Source organism: Novosphingobium sp. PC22D (assembly GCF_002556635.1).
Lineage (GTDB): Bacteria > Pseudomonadota > Alphaproteobacteria > Sphingomonadales > Sphingomonadaceae > Novosphingobium.
This window is the reverse complement of the sequence record NZ_MWMO01000004.1, coordinates 125037-142905: the sequence shown is the minus strand read 5'-3', so window position 1 is coordinate 142905 and position 17869 is coordinate 125037. Positions and strand designations below refer to the sequence as shown.

Sequence of the window (17869 nt, the reverse complement as noted above, 5' to 3'; positions counted from 1 at the left end):
CCCATGACCCTGCGTTCGGCCATGGCGCGCATCGGCGCGCAGGAGGATCTGAACTTCCTCCTCACCAACCGCATTCCCCGCACCATGCTGACGCGGCTGATGGGCCGGGTGAGCAGGATCGAGCAGCCGCTGGTGCGCGATGCGTCGCTCGCCCTATGGCGCTTCTTTTGTGACGTCGATCTGACACAGAGCGAACAATCGCGGTTCGCTTCGCTGCACGAGGCTTTCATCCGCAAGCTGAAGCCGGGTGCGCGCGTGGTCGATCCCGATCCGGCCGTGCTCGCGAGCCCGTGCGATGCGATCGTCGGCGCGCACGGCCGGGTCAGCGAGGGGCTGGCGCTGCAAGTGAAGGGCATGCCCTACCGGCTCGACGAGCTCGTCGGCGACATGGCGGATGCGCGGGCGTTCGCCGACGGCTGGTATGTCACCCTGCGGCTTACGGCGGGGATGTATCACCGCTTCCACGCGCCGCACGATCTCACCGTCGAGCAGGTGCGCTACATCTCGGGCGATACCTGGAACGTCAATCCGATCGCGCTCAAGCGGATCGAGCGGCTGTTCTGCCGCAACGAGCGTGCCCCGATCCGGGTGCGGCTCGAGCATGGCGGGGCGCGGCTGATGCTGGTGCCGGTCGCCGCGGTGCTCGTCGCCTCGATCCGCCTGCCCTGGCTCGATGCCGAGCGCAGCGTGCGCGAAGGCGGCGTGGGCGGGCGCGCCGTCTCGGCGCGCTTCGCCAAGGGCGCGGAAATGGGCTGGTTCGAACACGGCTCGACGATCGTCGTGCTCGCCCCGCGCGATTTCGCGCTCGCGCCCGGCGTTTGCGAGGGCGGCACGATCCGCATGGGCGAGCCGCTGATGCGCCTGCCGGACTGAAGGTCTTTGGGCCGCGAGCCCTGGCGCCACTGGACAGATTTGCGTCAAAATGCGAAGGCGCGCGCTTCCCGTCCCAGACCTCGCGAGCGCTCTTGTCCGACAGCCTGTTCCTCGAAGTTGCCGATTTCGACGTCGATGTCCTGACCGGCATCTATTCCGAGGAGACGGGCAAGCCGCAGCCGTTGCGCATTTCCATCGCGGCGAAGATGAAGCCGATCGAGCACTATTCGCCCGATACCCCGCTGGCCGACAGCAAGAACTACATGGACCTCAAGTTCGCCGCTTCCGAGGCCCTGCCCGAAGGCGTGCACTTCAAGCTGATCGAGGCGGTCGCCGATCACATCTGCGATACGCTGTTCGTGCAGGACGCGCGGATCGAGGCGGTGACGGTCAAGATCGTCAAGCTCGCGATCAGCGAGAACGGCGAGAAGATCGGAATCACGCTGACGCGCGGGCGCCGCTGATGGAGGCGCTGCGGATCGACGGGATGCCCGCCGAGCCGCTGGCCGCCGCCGCCCATTTCCACACGCACTGGCTGCCCGAGGCCACCGCGATCCTCGCACAGGGCGCGCCCGCGCTGGTGCTCGTCTTTCCGCCCGCCGACCACACCCACCGCGAATGGCGGCTCGCCGCGGTGCAGGGGCTCGCCCGGCGCTTCGCCCCCGCCCGCGTCAACGCGCTGGCGAGCGGCGAGGAGCATGCCATCGCCGCCGCGACCGGTTATCTCGCCCGGGCACCCGGGGTGACGGGACAGTATTTGCCGCTCGATGGAACCGGAGCCGGTGAGGTGCTATTGGTACCGTGATGACCCGTCCTGCTCCCCTCGTCGACCAGTTCCAGCGCCGGATCAGTTACCTGCGGCTCTCGGTGACCGACCGCTGCGACTTGCGCTGTGCCTATTGCATGCCCGAGCGCATGACGTTCCTGCCGCGCAAGGACGTGCTCAGCCTCGAAGAGCTCCGGGACCTTGCGAACGGCTTCATCGATCGCGGCATCACCAAGATCCGCCTCACCGGCGGCGAGCCGCTGGTGCGTCGCGACATGATGGATCTCGTGCGCGCGATCGGCCGCCGCATCGGCGACGGTCTCGACGAGCTGACGCTCACCACCAACGCCACCCGGCTGGCCCAGTTCGCGGTCGATCTCCACGACGCGGGCGTGCGCCGGGTCAACGTCTCGCTCGACACGCTCGATCGCGAGCGCTTCGCGCGGCTCTCGCGCCGCGATTCGCTGCCGCACGTGCTCGGCGGGCTGGCGGCGGCGAAGGCGGCGGGTCTCAAGGTGAAGATCAACACCGTCGCGCTCAGGGGCATTAACGAAGACGAGATTCCCCGGATCGTCGAATGGGCGCATGGCGAGGGCTTCGATCTCACGCTGATCGAGGTCATGCCGCTGGGCGAGGTCGAGGGCGACCGGATCGATCACTACCTGCCGCTGGTCGCGGTGCAGGAACGGCTCGAAAGCCGCTGGACGCTGACGCCGAGCGATCACCGCACCGGCGGCCCGGCCCGCTATTTCGATGTGGCCGAAACCGGCGGCCGGCTCGGCCTGATCACGCCGCTCACCAACAATTTCTGCGCGGGCTGCAACCGCATCCGCGTTACCGCGACGGGGCAGCTTTACGCCTGCCTCGGCGGTAACGAGCGGGTGGACCTGCGCGCCGCGCTGCGTTCCTGCGATCCCGAGGGCGAACTGGTCCGCGCGCTCGATACTGCGATGCGGATCAAGCCCGAGCGCCATCACTTCGCGATCGACGAACGCGGCCAGGCGCCGGCGCTGGCGCGCCACATGTCGATGACGGGCGGCTGAGATGGCGCTGCGGCTGGTCTTTCTCGGCAGGCTCGAGGATATCGCCGGGTGCGGCGATCGGGAAGTCCCGCTCGCCGATTCAATCGACGCGGTGTTCGACGCGCTCGAGCCCGAGCTTGCCGCCGCGCTGCGCGCCGACCGGGTGAAGCTCGCGGTCAACGGCGTGCTGCTGCGTGACCGCGACGCGCCGATCCTGCGCGACGGCGACGAACTGGCGTTCTTGCCGCCGGTCAGCGGCGGCGCGCCTTGACCGTCGCCGACGTCCGCCTGCTGACCTCGCCGTTCGATCCGGCCGACGAACTGGCCGGCTTCGCCGCGTCGCATCCGGCGGCCGGCGGGATCGTGAGCTTCACCGGCCAGGTCCGCTGCGATGCCGAGGCAGGGGGCGTCGAGGCGCTGGAGCTGCGGCACTACGATCCGCTGACCCTGCCGGGGATGGGCGCGCTCGCCGAGAGCGTGCTCGGCCGGTGGGACCTGGAAGGCCTGCTCATCGTGCACCGCTCGGGCATCCTGTTTCCCGGCGACCCGATCGTGCTGGTCGCCGCGGCCGCACGCCATCGGCGCGATGCGTTCGCCGCGACCGACTTCGCGATGGATCACCTCAAATCCGAAAGCTGGTTCTGGAAACGCGAGAAATCCGGCGGCTCATGGCGCTGGATCGAGCCGCGCAGCGAGGATTTCGAGGATATCCGCCGCTGGCAGTGACGCCTGCGCGCGGCTCCTCGCGGCTTTGACCTGAATCAACGCATCCCTTCCCGGGATGATCCATGCCCGATTGCGGCGAATTCGGCCCGGCCGACGTGAGGAGGGCGGGCCGGAGCGTCGCGGCAGCGCCGTGTCCGGACGCCGTGGTCCGATCCGGCCCTTCTCGCGGCGCGGGAGTTCCGAGCGAGCGGAATTTCGCGGTGTCCCCGCCGCACGGTGCGGGGGCGGCTGGCTGGCTTCGGAGGGAGTGCCGGCCGAGCAGCGAAATTCCCCTTGGTCCGTGTCGGGGGGCACGGGCCGCTTGGAGGGTCCTTCCTCCCCGCCGCGGGGGGAAGGGAGCTTCCTCCGGGGCGCGCGGCGTCGAATGCCGCTGACGCGCCCCGGTCGCCACCCGCGCTAGCTGCGTAGTTGCCGGCCGAGCGCCTCGATCGTGCTGTTCTCCTCGGCGACGAGCGCATCGACGCTGTCGCGCGCATCGACGATCGCCTGCGCGCTGGGCGAGACCGTCGCCGGCGCGGCGTCGCGCGCATCGACATAGAGCCCGTCGAGTTCGGCGAGCACCGTCACCACCGGACTGCGCGCAGCCTGCAGGTCGGCGAGCGCGACTTGCGCGGAAACCCAGCTATCGCTCGCGCTCGATGCGCCGCGCGCGGCGCCGACCGCGCGATTTGTCGAGCCGCGCTTGTTCTCGAAGACGGCGTGGGCCTTGCGTGCGGTCGCGAGCAGGTCATTGATCCGGGTCAGCAGATCGGCGGAGGCGGGGGGAAGTTCGGGCGCGGGCGTCGCCGTCGGCGCGGCGGGCCGCGCGGTGCCGCTGATTCGCTCGGCGTCGCGCAGCGCCAGCGAGGGATAGTTCCCATTCGAGGCACAGGCGGACAGAGCCAGTGCCGGTACCAGAGCGGCGATCGGGCGAAGAACAAGGCGAGCCATGCGCGCATCCATATCACGCCGCCGCGCGAAGGCGAGCGGGAACCTGTTTCGGGGCCGCTTTCCGGCCGATCTCGGTTGACAGCGTGCAGGGCTTCGATTAACGGCACCTCTCTTTCCGGCCCCTGCGAGAGTTCGCGGGGCGTCCGGCGCGTCGCCCGCGAGTGTTCCTGATGGAGCCGTTCGCGGCCGGGGCAAGGTTGTTTCGGCTCGATTAGCGGGCATTTGGAATTAGGTAAGGGCACCATGTTCGCAGTAGTGCGCACGGGCGGCAAGCAGTATCGGGTTGCCGCCGGAGACAAGATCGCGGTCGAGAAGCTGGCGGGCGACGCCGGCGACAAGATCACCCTGGGCGACGTCCTGCTTGCCGGCTCGGAGGGCGAAGTCGCCGATGCCGCGAAGGTCACCGTCTCGGCGGAAATCATCGCCCAGGCCAAGAGCGAGAAGGTCACGGTGTTCAAGAAGCGCCGTCGCCACAACTATCGCCGCAAGGCCGGTCACCGCCAGCAGATGACCCTGCTGCGCATCCTTTCGGTGGGCGACGAGAAGAAGGCCGCTCCGAAGAAGAAGGCCGCCGCGAAGACCGAAGCTGACGCCGCACCCGCGGCCGACGCCGAATAAGATCCCGGAGTAGTACGAGATGGCACATAAGAAAGCAGGCGGTTCGTCGCGCAATGGTCGCGATTCGGCAGGCCGTCGCCTCGGCGTGAAGAAGTTCGGCGGCGAGCAGGTCGTCGGCGGCAACATCATCGTGCGCCAGCGCGGCACCAAGGTCTACCCGGGCGTCAACGTCGGCATGGGCAAGGACCACACGCTGTTCGCGCTCGGCGATGGCCGCGTGCGCTTCCACGACGGCAAGCTCGGCCGCAAATACGTATCGGTCGACGCCGTGGCGGAAGCCGCCGAGTAATCGGATGGTCGATGACGGGCCATCCTCACGGGATGGCCCTGCCGGCTTCACGCGAAGTCCGGCCAGCAGCAAGGGAGAGGGGCCGCCCCCGCTCCCTTTTTTCTTGTCTCCCTCCCCTGAGCCGGCGCCCGGATCGTGCCTCGTTTCGATCGCGGTGCACCGTAACGACAGTGTAATCCCGCCTCGCTATGCGCGCGGCGCGGGGTGAACGACGGAGGAAGACCATGTTCATTCGCAGCGATCGGCTGTTCTTCAGGCCCTGCTGGCCGGAGGATCGGGCAGACTTGCTCGCGATCGGCGGCACGAGCTTCGCCGCGGCCTCTGGCGGCGAGCCATGGTCCGGCGCGATGCTCGGCGGCGGCGAACCCGAGGATCGCCGCTCTCCCCGGTTTCTGATCACCGTGCCCGGAGAGGGCATCGTCGGCATGGCCGCGCTGGCGCGGATCGAGGACGAGACCGAGCTGCGCGTCTGGATCGCGCAGGGCCGACGCGGCCGCGGCTACGGGTCCGAGGCGGTCCAGGCTCTGCTTCCGCTCGCGCGCATGCTTGGCCACCGCAAGCTGCGGGCGGTCGCCTTGCCCGGGAATCGTGCCGCGACTCGCGCGCTGGCACGGGCCGGATTCGTCCCCACGGGCAAAGTCGGCTTGCGTTATTGTCCGGAAAAGGCTCGCGAATTGTCGAGTCCGTTGTTCGTCCGTGACCTGGGAGATCCGTATGATTGCCCGGATGGAGACGATGGCGCGAGCCGAATGGCGGCATAAGTCGACGAGAACGCTCCGTTATCTCCAACATGCCGCGGAACCGGCCCGGATTGGCGCAAGATACGTGCAATTCGCGCAAGATATGCGCATAATGGTTGCCGCGGAAGGGAAACGGAGAGAGACAGCATGTTCATCCGGACGGAGAGGCTCTTCCTGAGGCCGAGCTGGCCCGAGGATGTGGACGAATTGCTGGACGTGCTGCGCGATGACGAAGTTGCGCGCAACCTCGCGGTGGTCGCGCTGCCCAGCGATGCCGAGGCGGCGCGGCGCTATCTCGAACAGCCGCGCGATCCGTTCCTGCCCCACTTTTTCATCTACCTGCGCGGCGCGCACGGGAGCCGGCTGGTCGGCGGCATCGGTCTCGGGCGGCACGGCAACGAGGTCGAACTGGGATACTGGATCGCACAAGCCCATCGCGGTCGCGGCTATGCGGCCGAAGCTGTGCGTGCCGTGCTCGCCCAGGCGCGCGCACTCGGCCATCACCGGATCTATGCGTCGCACTTCGCCGACAACGGAGCCTCGGCGCGCGTCCTGCAAAGCGTCGGTTTCGCGCCTACCGGCGATATCCGCTGCCGCTTCGCCGCGGGCCGGGAGAGCGAGGCGCCGGCGCGGATCTTCGTCGCCGATCTCGATCACATCCCCGGCGAAGGGATGTCGGCGCCGCACGCCGCGATCGCCTGACGCTCGCTGAAGCGGGCCAGCCTCAGTCCTTGGGCTGTGGGCTCGCGAAGCTCATCCATTCTGGCGCGAGCGCGGCGTCGATGGCCTCGACGCGCAAGTGATCGACCGCGAAACCGAGGTCGGGATAGGCGGTGCGGCGGCGCTTCTCGTCCGATCGGTCGAGCGGCACCACCATCAGCCGGCGATTGACTTTCTGCCGCCAGTTCATCCGCGCGGTGTTTTCCTGCCCGACATAGCAGCCCTTGGAGAAGCTCACGCCGTTGAGATCGACGGCATTGCATTCCAGCCACAGCGTCGCGTCCTGGCCCAGTTCGGCGCGGCCTTCGGGCACGCCGAGCGCGAGGCGGTGCGCGCGCCAGGCCGCGTCGGCGGATTCATCGTCGGGCGAGGCCTTCTCGATCCAGCGCTCGCCCAGTCCGGCAAAGCGCGGGTCGCTGGCGGCGCCGTCGCCGACATGCTGCCGCCAGTGGACCGCGAGGCTGTCGTCGCGCGCGATGTCGATCGCGCGGCGCAGGCGATAGAGCGACAGCCGCTTGATCAGATCCTCGGCGGCCTCGGCCTCGCAATCGAGCAGCAGGCCGTTCTCGGCAGGCCAGACGATGAAGTCGAACAGCGCCTTGCCCTGCGGACTGAGCAGTCCGGTCCACACCGGCAGGGTTCCGGTGACATCAGCGGTCACCAGCCCCTGGAGAAAGGCGGTGACATCCTCATCGCTGCCCTCGCGGGGCGAGAGGCGGATCACGGCACGGTCGAACAAGCGGGTTGCGGTCATGAATGCAAGGTGGTGGCTGGGCTCCGGCTTGGCAACATCGCTACTGCGGACAATGCGCCAGCTTTTCGCGCGCGGCGTCGAGCACCCAGACCGCGGCGGGGCCGGGCGGGGCGTCGCGGCGCCACAGGGCGTTGAGCGTGTAGTCGCCCGCCGGCCGCTCGGGCAGCGGCAGCTCGACCAGCGCGCCGCTCGCCAGATCGTCGCGTACGACGTGGACCGGCATCGAACCCCAGCCTAGCCCCTCGCGCAGCAGCATGTGCTTGGAGCCGAGATCGGCGAGTCGCCAGGTACGCGGCGAAAGGACCGAGAAATCGCGCCCGGCGGTGAGCGGCGAGCGGTCGGTCAGCACGAGCTGGAGATGCTTGCGCGCCTCGCCCGCGCGAATCCGGCCCATCCGGGCGAGCGGATGGCCGGGCGCGGCGACCGGGACGAGCCTGACCGAACCGATCGTCTCGCGCTCGAGTTCGGCGCGTTCGATGATCTCGGGCCCGGCAATCCCGAGCGTCGCTCGGCCTTCGAGCACGAGCGCCGCCACCGCGCCGAGCGCCTCGACATGAAGCCGAAGCGCGACCGAGGGATACATGACCTGGAAGTCGCGCAGCAGATGCGCGAGGGCGTCGCCCGGCATCATCACGTCGACCACCAGCGAAAGCTCGGCCTCTAGCCCCTGGCGCAGGCTGCGGACCTTGGCGAGCAGTCCGTCGACGTCGTCGGAGATGGCGAGCGCTTCGGACAGCAGCGCCTTGCCGGTCTCGGTCAGCTCCGGCCGGCGCGAGCCCTCGCGCGCGAACAGGCGGACGTCGAGCTGCGCTTCGAGCTGGGCGATCGCATAGCTGACCACCGACAACGCCCGCCCGAGTTTGCGCGCGGCGCGGTTAAAGCTGCCTTCTTCCACCACCGCGAGGAAAACGCGAATATGGTCGAGACTCGGTGAGGTTAGGTCGGGCATTCGGATTTTTCGAACATTCTGACGAAGTTTATCCCAGTTATTTGAACCAGTGCCAAGCGCTATCTGGGCTCCAACACAAGCACTCCAGGCCAAAGGAGCCAGGCACATGATTGAACTTCGTCCCTTCGACACGCTCGGCGCGGCCGACCACGGCTGGCTCGATGCGCATCATCACTTCTCCTTTGCCGGCTATCACGACCCGGCGCGCACCAACTGGGGCCGTCTCAGGGTGTGGAACGACGATACCATCGCCCCCAGGTCGGGCTTTCCGACGCATCCGCATCGCGACATGGAGATCGTCACCTACGTCCGTAAGGGCGCGATCACCCACCGCGACAGCCTCGGCAACGAAGGCCGCACCGAGGCGGGCGACGTCCAGGTGATGAGCGCGGGAACCGGCATCCAGCACAGCGAATTCAACCTCGAGGACGAGGAAACGACGCTGTTCCAGATCTGGATCATTCCCGATAGCCGCGGCGGCGAGCCGGGCTGGGGCACGCGCCCCTTCCCTCGCGACGGACGCGACGGCCAGTTCGTCACGCTCGCCTCGGGTATCGCCGGAGACGACGACGCGCTTGCGATCCGTGCCGACGCGCGGGTGCTTGGCGCCACCGTGCGCGCCGGCGAAAGCGTGACATACGCAACCGAGGCCGGACGCCATGCCTATCTCGTGCCCGCCACCGGCCGGATTCGCGTGGGCGAGGTGGAAGCCGATGCCCGCGACGGGCTGGCGATCACCGGGCTCGATTCGATCACCGTCACCGCGCTCGAGGACGCCGAACTGGTCCTCGTCGACGCGGCCTGACACTCCCTACCGATAGAAAGGAACTTTCGCATGACCAACGGACGCACCGCACACCCCAGGGTGGAGAAGCTGATCGTCGAGCGCTGGAGCCCGCGCTCCTTCGACGGCAGCGAGATGCCGCAGGAAGATCTCGACGTGATCTTCGAGGCCGGGGGCCTGGCGCCGAGCGCCTACAACGTCCAGCCCTGGACCTTTCTCTACGCGCACCGCGGCGATGAGAACTGGGACCACTTTCTTGCCCAACTGGTTGAATTCAACCAGTCGTGGGCGAAGGATGCCTCGGCGTTGGTGTTCATCGTCTCGGACCGGTTCATGCGCAGCGAGAAGGGTAACTCGGACAACCACAGCCACAGCTTCGATGCGGGCGCCGCCTGGGCGATGATGGCGTTGCAGGCGCAGGCGATGGGCTATCACACGCACGGCATGAGCGGGATCAAGTTCGGCGAGGCCGAGCAGGGCCTGGGCGTTCCCGCCGACCACCGGCTCGAGGCCGCCTTCGCCATCGGCAAGATCGCGCCTGCCGACCGCCTGCCCGAGGCGCTGCGCGCGCGTGAAGTGGTTAGCGATCGCAAGCCCGTGGGCGAGATCTCCAAGGCCGGCAACTTCTCGTGACCGCCTCAGCGAGGGGCTGAACGCGACTCCCCGAGCCCCCCGCGGCCCGGTTCGCCATCCTCACGGGCGGACCGGGCCTTCCCTGTAGCGGAGCAAGCCGGGCAAGGGCCTCAGAACTTCAGCTTGAGGTCGATCATCACGCGGTTGCTGGGCACGCCGCCGATCATCACGCTTTCGACTCGCCCGGCGACCGAGAGGTCGTCGCCGATCTCGACCGAGCCGGGCGTCGACTCCGCCAGAGCGGGCAGTTCGCGCAGTCGGAAGCGCTCCTCATCGGGGGCGCATACGACGATCTCGCCGGCTTGCGGCGCAGTGCAGCGCGATCTCGTCACTGAGAAGGGCGCGGGCGGCCTCGCTTCGCCGTCGATCGCAAAGTCGCGCGCGACGGCTTCGGGCACGGCAATGGCGGGCGGCAGGTCGGGCATGGCGGTCTCACCGAAGAGAGCCGCCAGTCTTGCTCGCGAATGTGTCGCTAAAGAGGCGCGGTCAGGTCCGGTCGGCGGGCCGCGACGTCAGCGTGTCGGCCATGAGCGTCGCGAGCTGTTCGTTGCGTTCGCGCAGCGTGTCGATCGCCGGGCGCTGGCCGGGCAGCCAGTCGGGCTCGAGCAGCATCGCCAGTTCGGTCGCGCGGGTGAGGCACAGCCAGGTGAACTGCTCGCCGTACGTCAGGGTGACGCGGCTGATCTTCTCGAACGTGAGATCGACCATCTTCACCTGATCGATGTATGCATTGCCATCGTCGTCGATGTCGCGGCGCGGAACCTTGCGGGTGACGGCGACCTGCCAATGCTGGCGTTCCTCGAGCGCGAACTCGGTCATGCCGGGCAGGTTGACGACGGTGATCGGTTCGAGGCTTTCCTCGTCATAGATGACGACGCGCATGGCAGTATTTCCTTTCGATCCCAATCTAGGTTCATGCGGCCGATTGCTCAATGGTCTTGCGCCGAATTGACCGCGCCGGGCCGCCGGGGCCATCGCCCGAGGCTGGCCTCGCGGCCAAGGGGATGCGATGCAGACGCCCTCATCGATTCGCCCGAAACAGAAAGGTGGCACGCATGACGAACCCCGAACTCGTTCTGAGCGGCGGGACGGTCCACACACCCTCGGGCCCCGCGCTCGCCGACGTCGCGGTGCGCGACGGCAAGATCGCGGGCATCGGCAGCTATCCCGACGCAGCGCGGCGGATCGACTGCACCGGCCTCGACGTCCTGCCCGGCGTGATCGACAGTCAGGTGCACTTTCGCGAACCCGGCCTCGAACACAAGGAAGACCTCGAATCGGGCAGCCGCGCCGCGGTCATGGGCGGGATCACCGCGGTGTTCGAGATGCCGAACACCACGCCCAACACCGATTCGACGATGCGCATTGCCGACAAGCTCGCGCGCGGGCTGCACCGGATGTATTGCGACCACGCCTTCTACGTCGGGGCCACGGCCGAGAACGCCGAGGAGCTGGCCGAGCTGGAGCGCATTCCGGGCACCGCCGGGGTCAAGATCTTCATGGGCGCCTCGACCGGCAGCCTCCTCGTCGCCGAGGACGCGCAGCTCGCTCGCGTGCTCGCGAGCGGATCGCGCCGCGTCGCCATCCATGCCGAGGACGAGGCGCGGATGAATGCGCGCAAGGGCGAGCGCGTCGCGGGCGATCCCTCCAGCCACCCGGTCTGGCGCGACGACGAGAGCGCGATGCTGGCGACGAAGCGAATCCTGCGCCTCGCCCGCGAAGCGAAGCGGCCGATCCACATCCTGCACATCACCACGCCCGCCGAGCTCGAGCTGATCGCGCGGCACCGGGACATCGCCACCTGCGAGGTGACGCCCCAGCACCTCACGCTCGCGGCGGAAGAGGCCTATCCCGCGATCGGCACCTTCGCGCAGATGAACCCGCCGATCCGCTCGGCCGCGCACCGCGACGGGCTGTGGTACTGGCTCAATCAGGGCGTCCCCGACGTTCTGGGCTCTGACCACGCGCCGCACACCCGCGAGGAAAAGGCCAAGCCCTATCCCGAAAGCCCGAGCGGCATGCCCGGCGTGCAGACGTTGCTGCCGCTGATGCTCGATCACGTCGCCAAGGGCCGCATGACGCTCGCGCGGCTGATCGACATGACTTCCTCGGGCGTGCAGCGCGTGTTCGGGCTGGTCGGCAAGGGCCGGATCGCGGCGGGCTACGACGCCGATTTCACCGTGGTCGACCGCAAGGGGCGCTTCACCGTGACCGAGGACTGGGTCGAGAGCCGCTGCGGCTGGTCGCCGTTCACCGGAATGGAACTCGAAGGCCGGGTGATCGGCACGATCGTGCGCGGCAACGTCGCGATGTGGGAAAGCCAGCTCGCCAATCAGGCGCACGGCGAACCACTGCGCTTCGCCTCGGCGCTCTAGGTTCTAGGCTCGCCGGCCGGCCCGCCGCTATCGGGCGGCGGCGGCGGCCCCCTGGCCCCGACGCCTCAGGAGCAGGTCGAGGCAGAAGATCGCCAGCGCCGTCCAGATGAAGCCGAAGCAGGCCAACTGGAGCGGCCTCAGCGGCTCCTCGAATATCGTCAGCCCGAGCACGAAGACCAGCGAGGGCGCGATGAACTGGACGAAGGCGAGCGTCGAATAGGGCATCCGCCGCGCCGCCACCGCGAACAGCAGCAGCGGAACGCCGGTGATGAGGCCCGAGATCGCCAGCATCGCATCGGTGAAGATCGACTGCCCGAGGCTCGAGCCCGCCGGGCCCAGCGCCGCCCAGATGACGATGCCGCACGCGGGCACCATGAGGATCGCCGATTCGATGGTCAGGCCGGGAAGAGATTCGACCGGGGCCTGCCTGCGCACCAGCCCGTAGACTGAGAACGAGAGCGCCAGCGAAAGGCTGATCCACAGCATGTCGCGCGCGCCCCAGGCGAGGATCGCGACGCCGACCGTTGCGGTGGCAACGGCCAGCCATTGCAACCGCGAGAGCCGTTCCTTGAGCACAGTCGTCCCCAGAACCACGTTGATCAGCGGATTGATGTAGTAGCCCAGGCTCGCGGCGAGCACCTGGTTCATCTGGATCGCGACCAGATAGACCAGCCAGTTGGTGCCGATCAGCCCGGCGCTCAGCGTGAGGTAGGCGAATGTGCGGCGATCGGCGACGGCGGCACGAACGGCGCCGGCCTGCTTGCGCACCATGACGAGCGCCAGGCAGACCGGGATCGTGAACAGGACGCGCCAGCCCACCATCTCCAGCGCCGGGATATGCCGGACCTGAAGGAAGTAGAGCGGGATCATTCCCCACAACGAATAGGCGGCGAGCGCATAGGGCATTCCGCCCGCGCGGGTATGGGAAGGCGATGTCATCGGGGGTCTTTGCTGTTGCCCGGCAAGGCCTAGCCTCGCGCCGGGCGCAAGACAATGCACGGCTCGTCGCACACAGCGGCTCGGTTCGTCGAACGGCCCCGAATCTGACGGACGAGTTGCGCGCCGTTCAGCTTCAACGTTCTAAACATGAACATGCAAGAGCGGGAACTGGCACCGCGCCCGCTGCAAAGGAGACAGGCAATGCAGATGATCTTGAAGGCATCGGTCCTTGCGGCCGCGACCGCGACGCTCGCGACCGCCATGCCGGCCACGGCGATGGCCCCCCATGCCCACGCCGGACAGGTCTCGGTCGCGCCCGGAACCGAGGCGGCCTACAACCAGTATCGCGACTATCGCCGTGACTATCGGCGCGATTACCGCAGCGGTTATCGCAGCCGCAGCTATGGCGAGCCGGTCCACCGCTCGACTCGCGTGTGGCGCGGGCGCGACGGGCGCTATTACTGCCAGAAGCGCAACGGCACGACCGGTCTGATCATCGGTGGCGCGGTAGGTGCCCTGCTCGGCCGCTCGATCGACGGCGGCCGCGACCGGACGCTCGGCACCGTGCTCGGCGCGGCGGGCGGCGCACTGCTCGGCCGCGAGGTCGACCGCGGCGGATCGCGCTGCCGCTAGGCGAGGGCGCCGGACCCCGGCGCTAATCCCGGACTCGAAATTTCCCCGAATTCCGCGCGTGTACGGCGACACGCGGGGGAGACGGCCGGCCTCGCGCCAGACGTGGGTTCGGTCGGGAGGGCGTCCCCGGCACCTGCCTGGGGGCGCCCTCGTTCGTTGGGCGATGGGCTCGCCGAAGTGCCGGGTTCACCGCGTTAACCGGAAATACCGCGGATTTCCCGTTTTGGCACGGCCCGAACGTCACCTTGGATTGACCGGTTCCTTCAACGATGTGTTAGCCTATGCTCTTGAAGGCTAACGCCATGTTAAGAAGGATTCTGGCAGCACCGGGTGACTGGCGCTGCCGTGTCTATAGGGGATGATCCGATGAAGTCACCTGCCCGTTTCGCGCTTGCGAGCCTTGCCGGCGTGCTCCTGCTCGCGGGGTGCAACTCCTCGACCGAGGAGAAGGACGCGGCGGAGCAGGACCCCGCGCTCGCGGGGGCGCTCGGCGACCAGATCATGGTCGATCCCGATCTCGCCGGTCAGGAGGGCGGGGCCGTATCCGCCGATGGCGGGCAAGTCGAACTGCCCCCCGAACAGCGCTCGCCCGAGGCGGTGAAGGCCGCGATCGCCGAGGCGACGAAGATGGCGGGCGGATCGCTCAAGTCGGCGCCGCAGCCCGCCTCGGGCGGCACGTCCTCGCTGGTCGAAAGCGCCGCCACCGCCGCGCAAGTCGCGCAGAACTCGAAGGCGGCCAAGACCGATTGCGCCGAAAAGGTTCAGTATTCCACCGCCTGGGCGGCGAAGCTGCCCACCGCCTTTCCGGTCTATCCGCGCGGCGCGGTGCAGGAAGCGGCCGGCACCGACAGCGACGGCTGCAAGCTGCGCGTCGTCAACTTCGTCACTCCGGTCACGCCGGGCGACGTGATCGACTTCTACTACACCCGTGCGTCCGCGGGCGGTTATGGCACCGAATACCGCATGGACGGCTCGGACCACGTGCTCGGCGGCGAGAAGGGCGGCGCGGCCTACCTGCTCTACGCGCGCAAGCTCAAGAACGGGCTCACCGAAGTCGATCTGATCGCCAGCGGCGCCTGAGGGACGGCCACCGCGAGGCGGTTCGGCCCCTTCTACTTCAGGCCCACGCCGATCGCGGCGCGCGGCTGCTCGACTTCGCCTGAGGCGACCGGGTAGGCGCAGTAGTCGGCGGCGTAGTAGCCGCTCGGCCGGTGATTGCCCGAAAGTCCGACGCCGCCCATCGGCGCGGCGTGCGAGGGGCCGATGGTCGGGCGATTCCAGTTCACGATTCCCGCGCGTACGTTGGCCCAGAAGCGATTGTATTCCTGCGGCGAGCCGCCGATCAGCGAGGCGACGAGGCCGAAGCGCGTATCGTTGGCGACCGCGATCGCCTCGTCGAGATCGCTCACCCGGATAACCTGAAGGATCGGGCCGAACAGCTCGACGTCGGGCCGGTCCGCCATCGCGGTGGTGTCGATGATCGCGGGTGAGATGAACGGCAGGTTGTCGTCGGGCCGGACGAGGTGCTTCACCGCCTTGCCGCCGTGGCTCATCAGGTAGAGGAAGCTTTCGGTGAGCCCGTCGGCCGCCTGATTGTCGATGATCGGGCCCATGAAGGGCGCGGGCTCGTCGAACGGCGCACCGAAGATGACGCGGTCGGCCAGCGCCTTGGTCTCGCCGACGATCGCGTCGTACATCGTGTCCTTGACGATCAGCCGCCGCGCGGCGGTGCAGCGCTGCCCCGCCGAGGCGAAGGCCGACTGGACGATCAGCGCGGCGGCGTCGGTGATCTTGGGCGTATCCCAGACCACCAGCGGGTTGTTGCCGCCCATTTCCAGAGCGCAGAGCTTGTCGGGGCGCGTCGCCAGCTTGCGGTTGATCGAGATGCCGGTGTTGGCCGAGCCGGTGAACAGGATGCCGTCGACGCCCTCGTGTGCGACGAGCGCCTGGCCCGTGGCGGGCCCGCCGATCAGAAGCTGCATCACCGCCGAGGAGATCCCGGCCCGGTTGAAGCAGCGCGCGAGCAGTTCGCCGGTGGCGGGCGTGCGCTCGCTCGGCTTGAAGATCACCGCGTTGCCGGCGATCAGCGCGGGCACGATATGCGCGTTCGGCAGGTGCGCGGGCATGTTGTAGGGGCTGATCACCGCCATCACGCCGTGCGGCTTGTGGCGCACCGCAAGGCTGCCCTGGATCGCCGAATCGAGCCGCCGCTGCGCCGTCCGCTCGGCATAGGCGCGGATCGAGATCTCGACCTTGGCGATTACGCTCTCGACTTCGGCGTTCGCTTCCCATTTGGGCTTGCCGGTTTCGCGGGCGATCGTGGTGGCGAGCTTGTCGGCGTCCTTGCGCACTTCGTTGGCGAAGCGGCGGACCAGTTCCATGCGGGTCGACAGCGGCTGCGCGGCCCAGGTGCTCCACGCGCGCCGGGCGCGTTTAACGGTCTCGTCGACATCACCGATCTTGCCGCGCCATATTTCCGCGCCGGTCGCCGGTTCGTAGGAGACCAGCCCCGGAGCGGGCGTCGCGCCGGCCGACGCATGTCCGCCGCCGCTGGCAGGAGGAGTTTGTGTTGTCACCGCGTCCATGTAGACCCGAATTCCGATTCTGCCACCCGCACGAAAAACTCGCGCGGGCTATGGCACCGTCCTTACTGGCCGGATGCTAACGCGATCCTAATTAACCATCCGATTGCGGCGGTTCCCCCAGGGCCTCGCCGAACGCGCGGAGTGTTTCGACGGTGCTGTTAAGCGGGGCCCAGTCGTCGCGCTCGTCGATCGCCGCCCAGATCGCCTCGACCTCCTCGATCACCATGCTCGGCGGCTGTGCCTGGCTCCAGATCGGATGATTCGCCGCGCCTGTCGCGGCATAGCCGGCCAGCGCCTCGCCGAATTGTCCGTCCGGCTCCCCGCGCCCGCCGCGATGGCGGAAGAACAGCGTGTCGGGGGAGAGCTGGTTGTCGACCATGTGCCGCTCGGCGGCGAGAATCAGCGCTGTGTCGGCCTCCTGCCCGCGCGATTCCACGCCGAGCCGCCAGGTGAAGCGGCGCGTCATCGCCTGCGCGTAAAGCTCGCCGAAGCGATCGAGCGCCGCGATCAGCGGGTCGCTGTCGGCCAGCAGCCGCAGCGCCGTCGCGAACTGGCCGCAGTTCCACAGAATCGCCTCGGGCTGGCGGCCGAAGGCATAGAGCCCGGTGTGGTCGAAATAGGCGGCAGTGAATCGGGGGTCCCACGCGGGCAGCCAGCGCCAGGGGCCGTAATCGAAGCTCTCGCCCGAGATGTTCATGTTGTCGGTGTTGAGCACGCCGTGGACGAAGCCGGCGACCATGTAGGAGGCGGCGAGATCGGCGAGCCGTTCGACCACCTGATGCAGCAGGACCACCGCCGGCTCGTCACGCCCGGGCGCGTCCTCGGGAGGCGCCGCGCCCGGATAGGTTTCGAGGCAATAGTCGACCAGCGCGGCCATGTGATCGCGCTCCTGCAGCGCAAGCAGCCGCTGGAACGAGCCGATGCGGATGTGTCCGTGCGAGAGCCGCACGAGCACCGCCGAGCGGGTGGGCGAGGGCTCGTCGCCGCGCCACAGCCGCTCGCCGGTCTCGATCACCGAGAAGGTCTTGCTGGTGTTGACGCCGAGCGCTTCGAGGAATTCGGTGGCGAGGATCTCGCGCACCGCGCCCTTGAGCGTCAGCCGCCCGTCGCCGTCGCGGCTGTAGGGCGTCTGCCCCGATCCCTTGGTGCCGAGATCGAGCAGGCGCCCATTGCCGTCGCGCATCTGCGCGAACAGGAAGCCGCGGCCGTCGCCGATGTCGGGGTTGTAGGCGCGGAACTGATGTCCGTGGTAGCGCAGCGCAAGCGGCCGGGGCAGATTGCCTTCGAGCGGCTGGAAACCGGCGAAATGCGCGCGCCATCGCGCGTCGTCGAGATGGTCGAGCCCCACCGCGCGGGCCCAGCGGTCGTTGCGGAAGCGCAGCTCGTGCCGGGGGAACGGCGCGGCCTCCACCGCATCGGCGATCCAGTCGGCGATCGTTTCGATTCGCGGATCGGGGCTATAGGCACTTGCTTGCGGTTCATCGCGCATACGTCGATAGTGGGGCGCGCGTGCCCGGCTATCAACCCGGGCCA

22 protein-coding genes and 1 pseudogene are annotated in these 17869 nt (G+C 68.4%); 15 read left to right on the top strand and 8 right to left on the bottom strand.

Features of this window, described 5'->3' with window-relative positions; all coding sequences use genetic code 11:
* Nucleotides 1–3: 3 nt before the first annotated feature.
* From asd to B2G71_RS08975, 6 genes are all read left to right on the top strand, one after another.
* Entirely contained in the window at nucleotides 4–873 is an 870-nt protein-coding gene (gene asd / locus B2G71_RS09000) for an archaetidylserine decarboxylase (protein WP_098105429.1), read from the top strand.
* A 92-nt stretch (nucleotides 874–965) separates the two neighbouring features.
* Nucleotides 966–1337: a dihydroneopterin aldolase gene (locus B2G71_RS08995; RefSeq protein WP_098105428.1), complete on the top strand. Its 372-nt coding sequence runs from the start codon at nucleotides 966–968 to the stop codon at nucleotides 1335–1337.
* A complete protein-coding gene (locus tag B2G71_RS08990; RefSeq protein ID WP_098105427.1) occupies nucleotides 1337–1678 on the top strand; it encodes a Rossmann fold domain-containing protein in 342 nt (113 codons plus the stop codon). Before B2G71_RS08995 ends, B2G71_RS08990 begins: the two co-directional genes overlap by 1 nt.
* Nucleotides 1678–2682 (top strand): GTP 3',8-cyclase MoaA, encoded by a 1005-nt coding sequence (gene moaA, locus B2G71_RS08985; protein ID WP_098105426.1) that lies wholly within the window; start codon nucleotides 1678–1680, stop codon nucleotides 2680–2682. The genes B2G71_RS08990 and moaA overlap by 1 nt, the downstream gene beginning before the upstream one ends.
* Nucleotide 2683: 1 nt before the next feature.
* Nucleotides 2684–2932, top strand: coding sequence for a MoaD/ThiS family protein (locus B2G71_RS08980; RefSeq protein WP_098105425.1), 249 nt, complete (start codon nucleotides 2684–2686; stop codon nucleotides 2930–2932).
* Complete coding sequence (locus B2G71_RS08975) at nucleotides 2929–3387, top strand: molybdenum cofactor biosynthesis protein MoaE (protein ID WP_098105424.1); 459 nt, start codon at nucleotides 2929–2931, stop codon at nucleotides 3385–3387. Before B2G71_RS08980 ends, B2G71_RS08975 begins: the two co-directional genes overlap by 4 nt.
* Before the next feature lie 396 nt (nucleotides 3388–3783).
* On the opposite strand, the gene B2G71_RS08970 is transcribed toward B2G71_RS08975, so the two are convergent.
* The gene (locus tag B2G71_RS08970) at nucleotides 3784–4317 is read right to left on the bottom strand and encodes a hypothetical protein (protein WP_240530072.1); all 534 of its coding nucleotides are present in this window, start codon (nucleotides 4315–4317) and stop codon (nucleotides 3784–3786) included.
* A 243-nt stretch (nucleotides 4318–4560) separates the two neighbouring features.
* On the opposite strand from B2G71_RS08970, the pseudogene rplU reads away from it, so the two are divergent.
* The 4 genes and pseudogenes from rplU to B2G71_RS08950 all read left to right on the top strand — a co-directional run.
* A pseudogene (gene rplU, locus B2G71_RS08965) lies at nucleotides 4561–4923 on the top strand (50S ribosomal protein L21); the annotation flags it as partial.
* Between the two features lie 31 nt (nucleotides 4924–4954).
* Nucleotides 4955–5224: a 50S ribosomal protein L27 gene (rpmA, locus tag B2G71_RS08960; RefSeq protein ID WP_098105421.1), complete on the top strand. Its 270-nt coding sequence runs from the start codon at nucleotides 4955–4957 to the stop codon at nucleotides 5222–5224.
* Nucleotides 5225–5448: 224 nt separating this feature from the next.
* Complete coding sequence (locus tag B2G71_RS08955; protein WP_168176309.1) at nucleotides 5449–5985, top strand: GNAT family N-acetyltransferase; 537 nt, start codon at nucleotides 5449–5451, stop codon at nucleotides 5983–5985.
* A 126-nt stretch (nucleotides 5986–6111) separates the two neighbouring features.
* On the top strand, nucleotides 6112–6666 hold the full coding sequence (locus tag B2G71_RS08950; protein WP_098105419.1) for a GNAT family N-acetyltransferase: 555 nt from the start codon (nucleotides 6112–6114) through the stop codon (nucleotides 6664–6666).
* 22 nt (nucleotides 6667–6688) lie between these two features.
* Here B2G71_RS08950 and B2G71_RS08945 read toward each other — a convergent pair whose 3' ends face one another.
* Together B2G71_RS08945 and B2G71_RS08940 are read right to left on the bottom strand one after the other, a co-directional pair.
* Nucleotides 6689–7438 (bottom strand): folate-binding protein YgfZ, encoded by a 750-nt coding sequence (locus tag B2G71_RS08945; RefSeq protein WP_098105418.1) that lies wholly within the window; start codon nucleotides 7436–7438, stop codon nucleotides 6689–6691.
* 40 nt (nucleotides 7439–7478) lie between these two features.
* Nucleotides 7479–8387, bottom strand: a complete 909-nt coding sequence (locus B2G71_RS08940; protein ID WP_098105417.1) for a LysR family transcriptional regulator — start codon at nucleotides 8385–8387, stop codon at nucleotides 7479–7481.
* Between the two features lie 106 nt (nucleotides 8388–8493).
* Here B2G71_RS08940 and B2G71_RS08935 point away from each other — a divergent pair, with 106 nt between their 5' ends.
* Nucleotides 8494–9192: a pirin family protein gene (locus tag B2G71_RS08935; protein ID WP_098105416.1), complete on the top strand. Its 699-nt coding sequence runs from the start codon at nucleotides 8494–8496 to the stop codon at nucleotides 9190–9192.
* Between the two features lie 30 nt (nucleotides 9193–9222).
* On the top strand, nucleotides 9223–9804 hold the full coding sequence (locus B2G71_RS08930; protein WP_098105415.1) for a nitroreductase family protein: 582 nt from the start codon (nucleotides 9223–9225) through the stop codon (nucleotides 9802–9804).
* 110 nt (nucleotides 9805–9914) lie between these two features.
* On the opposite strand, the gene B2G71_RS08925 is transcribed toward B2G71_RS08930, so the two are convergent.
* Nucleotides 9915–10229, bottom strand: coding sequence for a hypothetical protein (locus tag B2G71_RS08925; protein ID WP_098105414.1), 315 nt, complete (start codon nucleotides 10227–10229; stop codon nucleotides 9915–9917).
* A gap of 61 nt (nucleotides 10230–10290) precedes the next feature.
* Nucleotides 10291–10686 carry a hypothetical protein gene (locus B2G71_RS08920; RefSeq protein ID WP_098105413.1) on the bottom strand — a complete coding sequence of 132 codons (396 nt, stop codon included), beginning with the start codon at nucleotides 10684–10686 and terminating at the stop codon, nucleotides 10291–10293.
* Between the two features lie 173 nt (nucleotides 10687–10859).
* Here B2G71_RS08920 and B2G71_RS08915 point away from each other — a divergent pair, with 173 nt between their 5' ends.
* The gene (locus B2G71_RS08915; protein ID WP_098105412.1) at nucleotides 10860–12179 is read left to right on the top strand and encodes a dihydroorotase; all 1320 of its coding nucleotides are present in this window, start codon (nucleotides 10860–10862) and stop codon (nucleotides 12177–12179) included.
* 27 nt (nucleotides 12180–12206) lie between these two features.
* Here B2G71_RS08915 and rarD read toward each other — a convergent pair whose 3' ends face one another.
* The gene (gene rarD, locus B2G71_RS08910; protein ID WP_240530071.1) at nucleotides 12207–13118 is read right to left on the bottom strand and encodes an EamA family transporter RarD; all 912 of its coding nucleotides are present in this window, start codon (nucleotides 13116–13118) and stop codon (nucleotides 12207–12209) included.
* Between the two features lie 201 nt (nucleotides 13119–13319).
* On the opposite strand from rarD, the gene B2G71_RS08905 reads away from it, so the two are divergent.
* Complete coding sequence (locus B2G71_RS08905) at nucleotides 13320–13751, top strand: glycine zipper 2TM domain-containing protein (RefSeq protein WP_098105410.1); 432 nt, start codon at nucleotides 13320–13322, stop codon at nucleotides 13749–13751.
* Nucleotides 13752–14117: 366 nt separating this feature from the next.
* A complete protein-coding gene (locus tag B2G71_RS08900) occupies nucleotides 14118–14831 on the top strand; it encodes a hypothetical protein (protein ID WP_098105409.1) in 714 nt (237 codons plus the stop codon).
* 32 nt (nucleotides 14832–14863) lie between these two features.
* Here the strand turns inward: B2G71_RS08900 and B2G71_RS08895 are convergent, their stop codons facing one another.
* Complete coding sequence (locus B2G71_RS08895) at nucleotides 14864–16258, bottom strand: succinylglutamate-semialdehyde dehydrogenase (RefSeq protein WP_240530084.1); 1395 nt, start codon at nucleotides 16256–16258, stop codon at nucleotides 14864–14866.
* A 169-nt stretch (nucleotides 16259–16427) separates the two neighbouring features.
* A complete protein-coding gene (locus tag B2G71_RS08890) occupies nucleotides 16428–17825 on the bottom strand; it encodes a protein adenylyltransferase SelO family protein (protein ID WP_098105407.1) in 1398 nt (465 codons plus the stop codon).
* Nucleotides 17826–17869: the final 44 nt, after the last annotated feature.

Excerpts from the sequence above, each read along its gene's own strand:
- B2G71_RS08955 (WP_168176309.1), top strand. The coding sequence starts at position 5,449 with ATGTTCATTCGCAGCGATCGGCTGTTCTTCAGGCCCTGCTGGCCGGAG.
- B2G71_RS08950 (WP_098105419.1), top strand. The coding sequence starts at position 6,112 with ATGTTCATCCGGACGGAGAGGCTCTTCCTGAGGCCGAGCTGGCCCGAG.
- rpmA (WP_098105421.1), top strand. The coding sequence starts at position 4,955 with ATGGCACATAAGAAAGCAGGCGGTTCGTCGCGCAATGGTCGCGATTCG.
- B2G71_RS08980 (WP_098105425.1), top strand. The coding sequence starts at position 2,684 with ATGGCGCTGCGGCTGGTCTTTCTCGGCAGGCTCGAGGATATCGCCGGG.
- B2G71_RS08930 (WP_098105415.1), top strand. The coding sequence starts at position 9,223 with ATGACCAACGGACGCACCGCACACCCCAGGGTGGAGAAGCTGATCGTC.
- B2G71_RS08925 (WP_098105414.1), bottom strand. The coding sequence starts at position 10,229 with ATGCCCGACCTGCCGCCCGCCATTGCCGTGCCCGAAGCCGTCGCGCGC.
- B2G71_RS08890 (WP_098105407.1), bottom strand. The coding sequence starts at position 17,825 with ATGCGCGATGAACCGCAAGCAAGTGCCTATAGCCCCGATCCGCGAATC.
- B2G71_RS08940 (WP_098105417.1), bottom strand. The coding sequence starts at position 8,387 with ATGCCCGACCTAACCTCACCGAGTCTCGACCATATTCGCGTTTTCCTC.
- B2G71_RS08935 (WP_098105416.1), top strand. The coding sequence starts at position 8,494 with ATGATTGAACTTCGTCCCTTCGACACGCTCGGCGCGGCCGACCACGGC.
- moaA (WP_098105426.1), top strand. The coding sequence starts at position 1,678 with ATGACCCGTCCTGCTCCCCTCGTCGACCAGTTCCAGCGCCGGATCAGT.
- rarD (WP_240530071.1), bottom strand. The coding sequence starts at position 13,118 with ATGACATCGCCTTCCCATACCCGCGCGGGCGGAATGCCCTATGCGCTC.
- B2G71_RS08915 (WP_098105412.1), top strand. The coding sequence starts at position 10,860 with ATGACGAACCCCGAACTCGTTCTGAGCGGCGGGACGGTCCACACACCC.
- asd (WP_098105429.1), top strand. The coding sequence starts at position 4 with ATGACCCTGCGTTCGGCCATGGCGCGCATCGGCGCGCAGGAGGATCTG.
- B2G71_RS08900 (WP_098105409.1), top strand. The coding sequence starts at position 14,118 with ATGAAGTCACCTGCCCGTTTCGCGCTTGCGAGCCTTGCCGGCGTGCTC.
- B2G71_RS08970 (WP_240530072.1), bottom strand. The coding sequence starts at position 4,317 with ATGGCTCGCCTTGTTCTTCGCCCGATCGCCGCTCTGGTACCGGCACTG.
- B2G71_RS08990 (WP_098105427.1), top strand. The coding sequence starts at position 1,337 with ATGGAGGCGCTGCGGATCGACGGGATGCCCGCCGAGCCGCTGGCCGCC.
- B2G71_RS08905 (WP_098105410.1), top strand. The coding sequence starts at position 13,320 with ATGCAGATGATCTTGAAGGCATCGGTCCTTGCGGCCGCGACCGCGACG.
- B2G71_RS08945 (WP_098105418.1), bottom strand. The coding sequence starts at position 7,438 with ATGACCGCAACCCGCTTGTTCGACCGTGCCGTGATCCGCCTCTCGCCC.
- B2G71_RS08920 (WP_098105413.1), bottom strand. The coding sequence starts at position 10,686 with ATGCGCGTCGTCATCTATGACGAGGAAAGCCTCGAACCGATCACCGTC.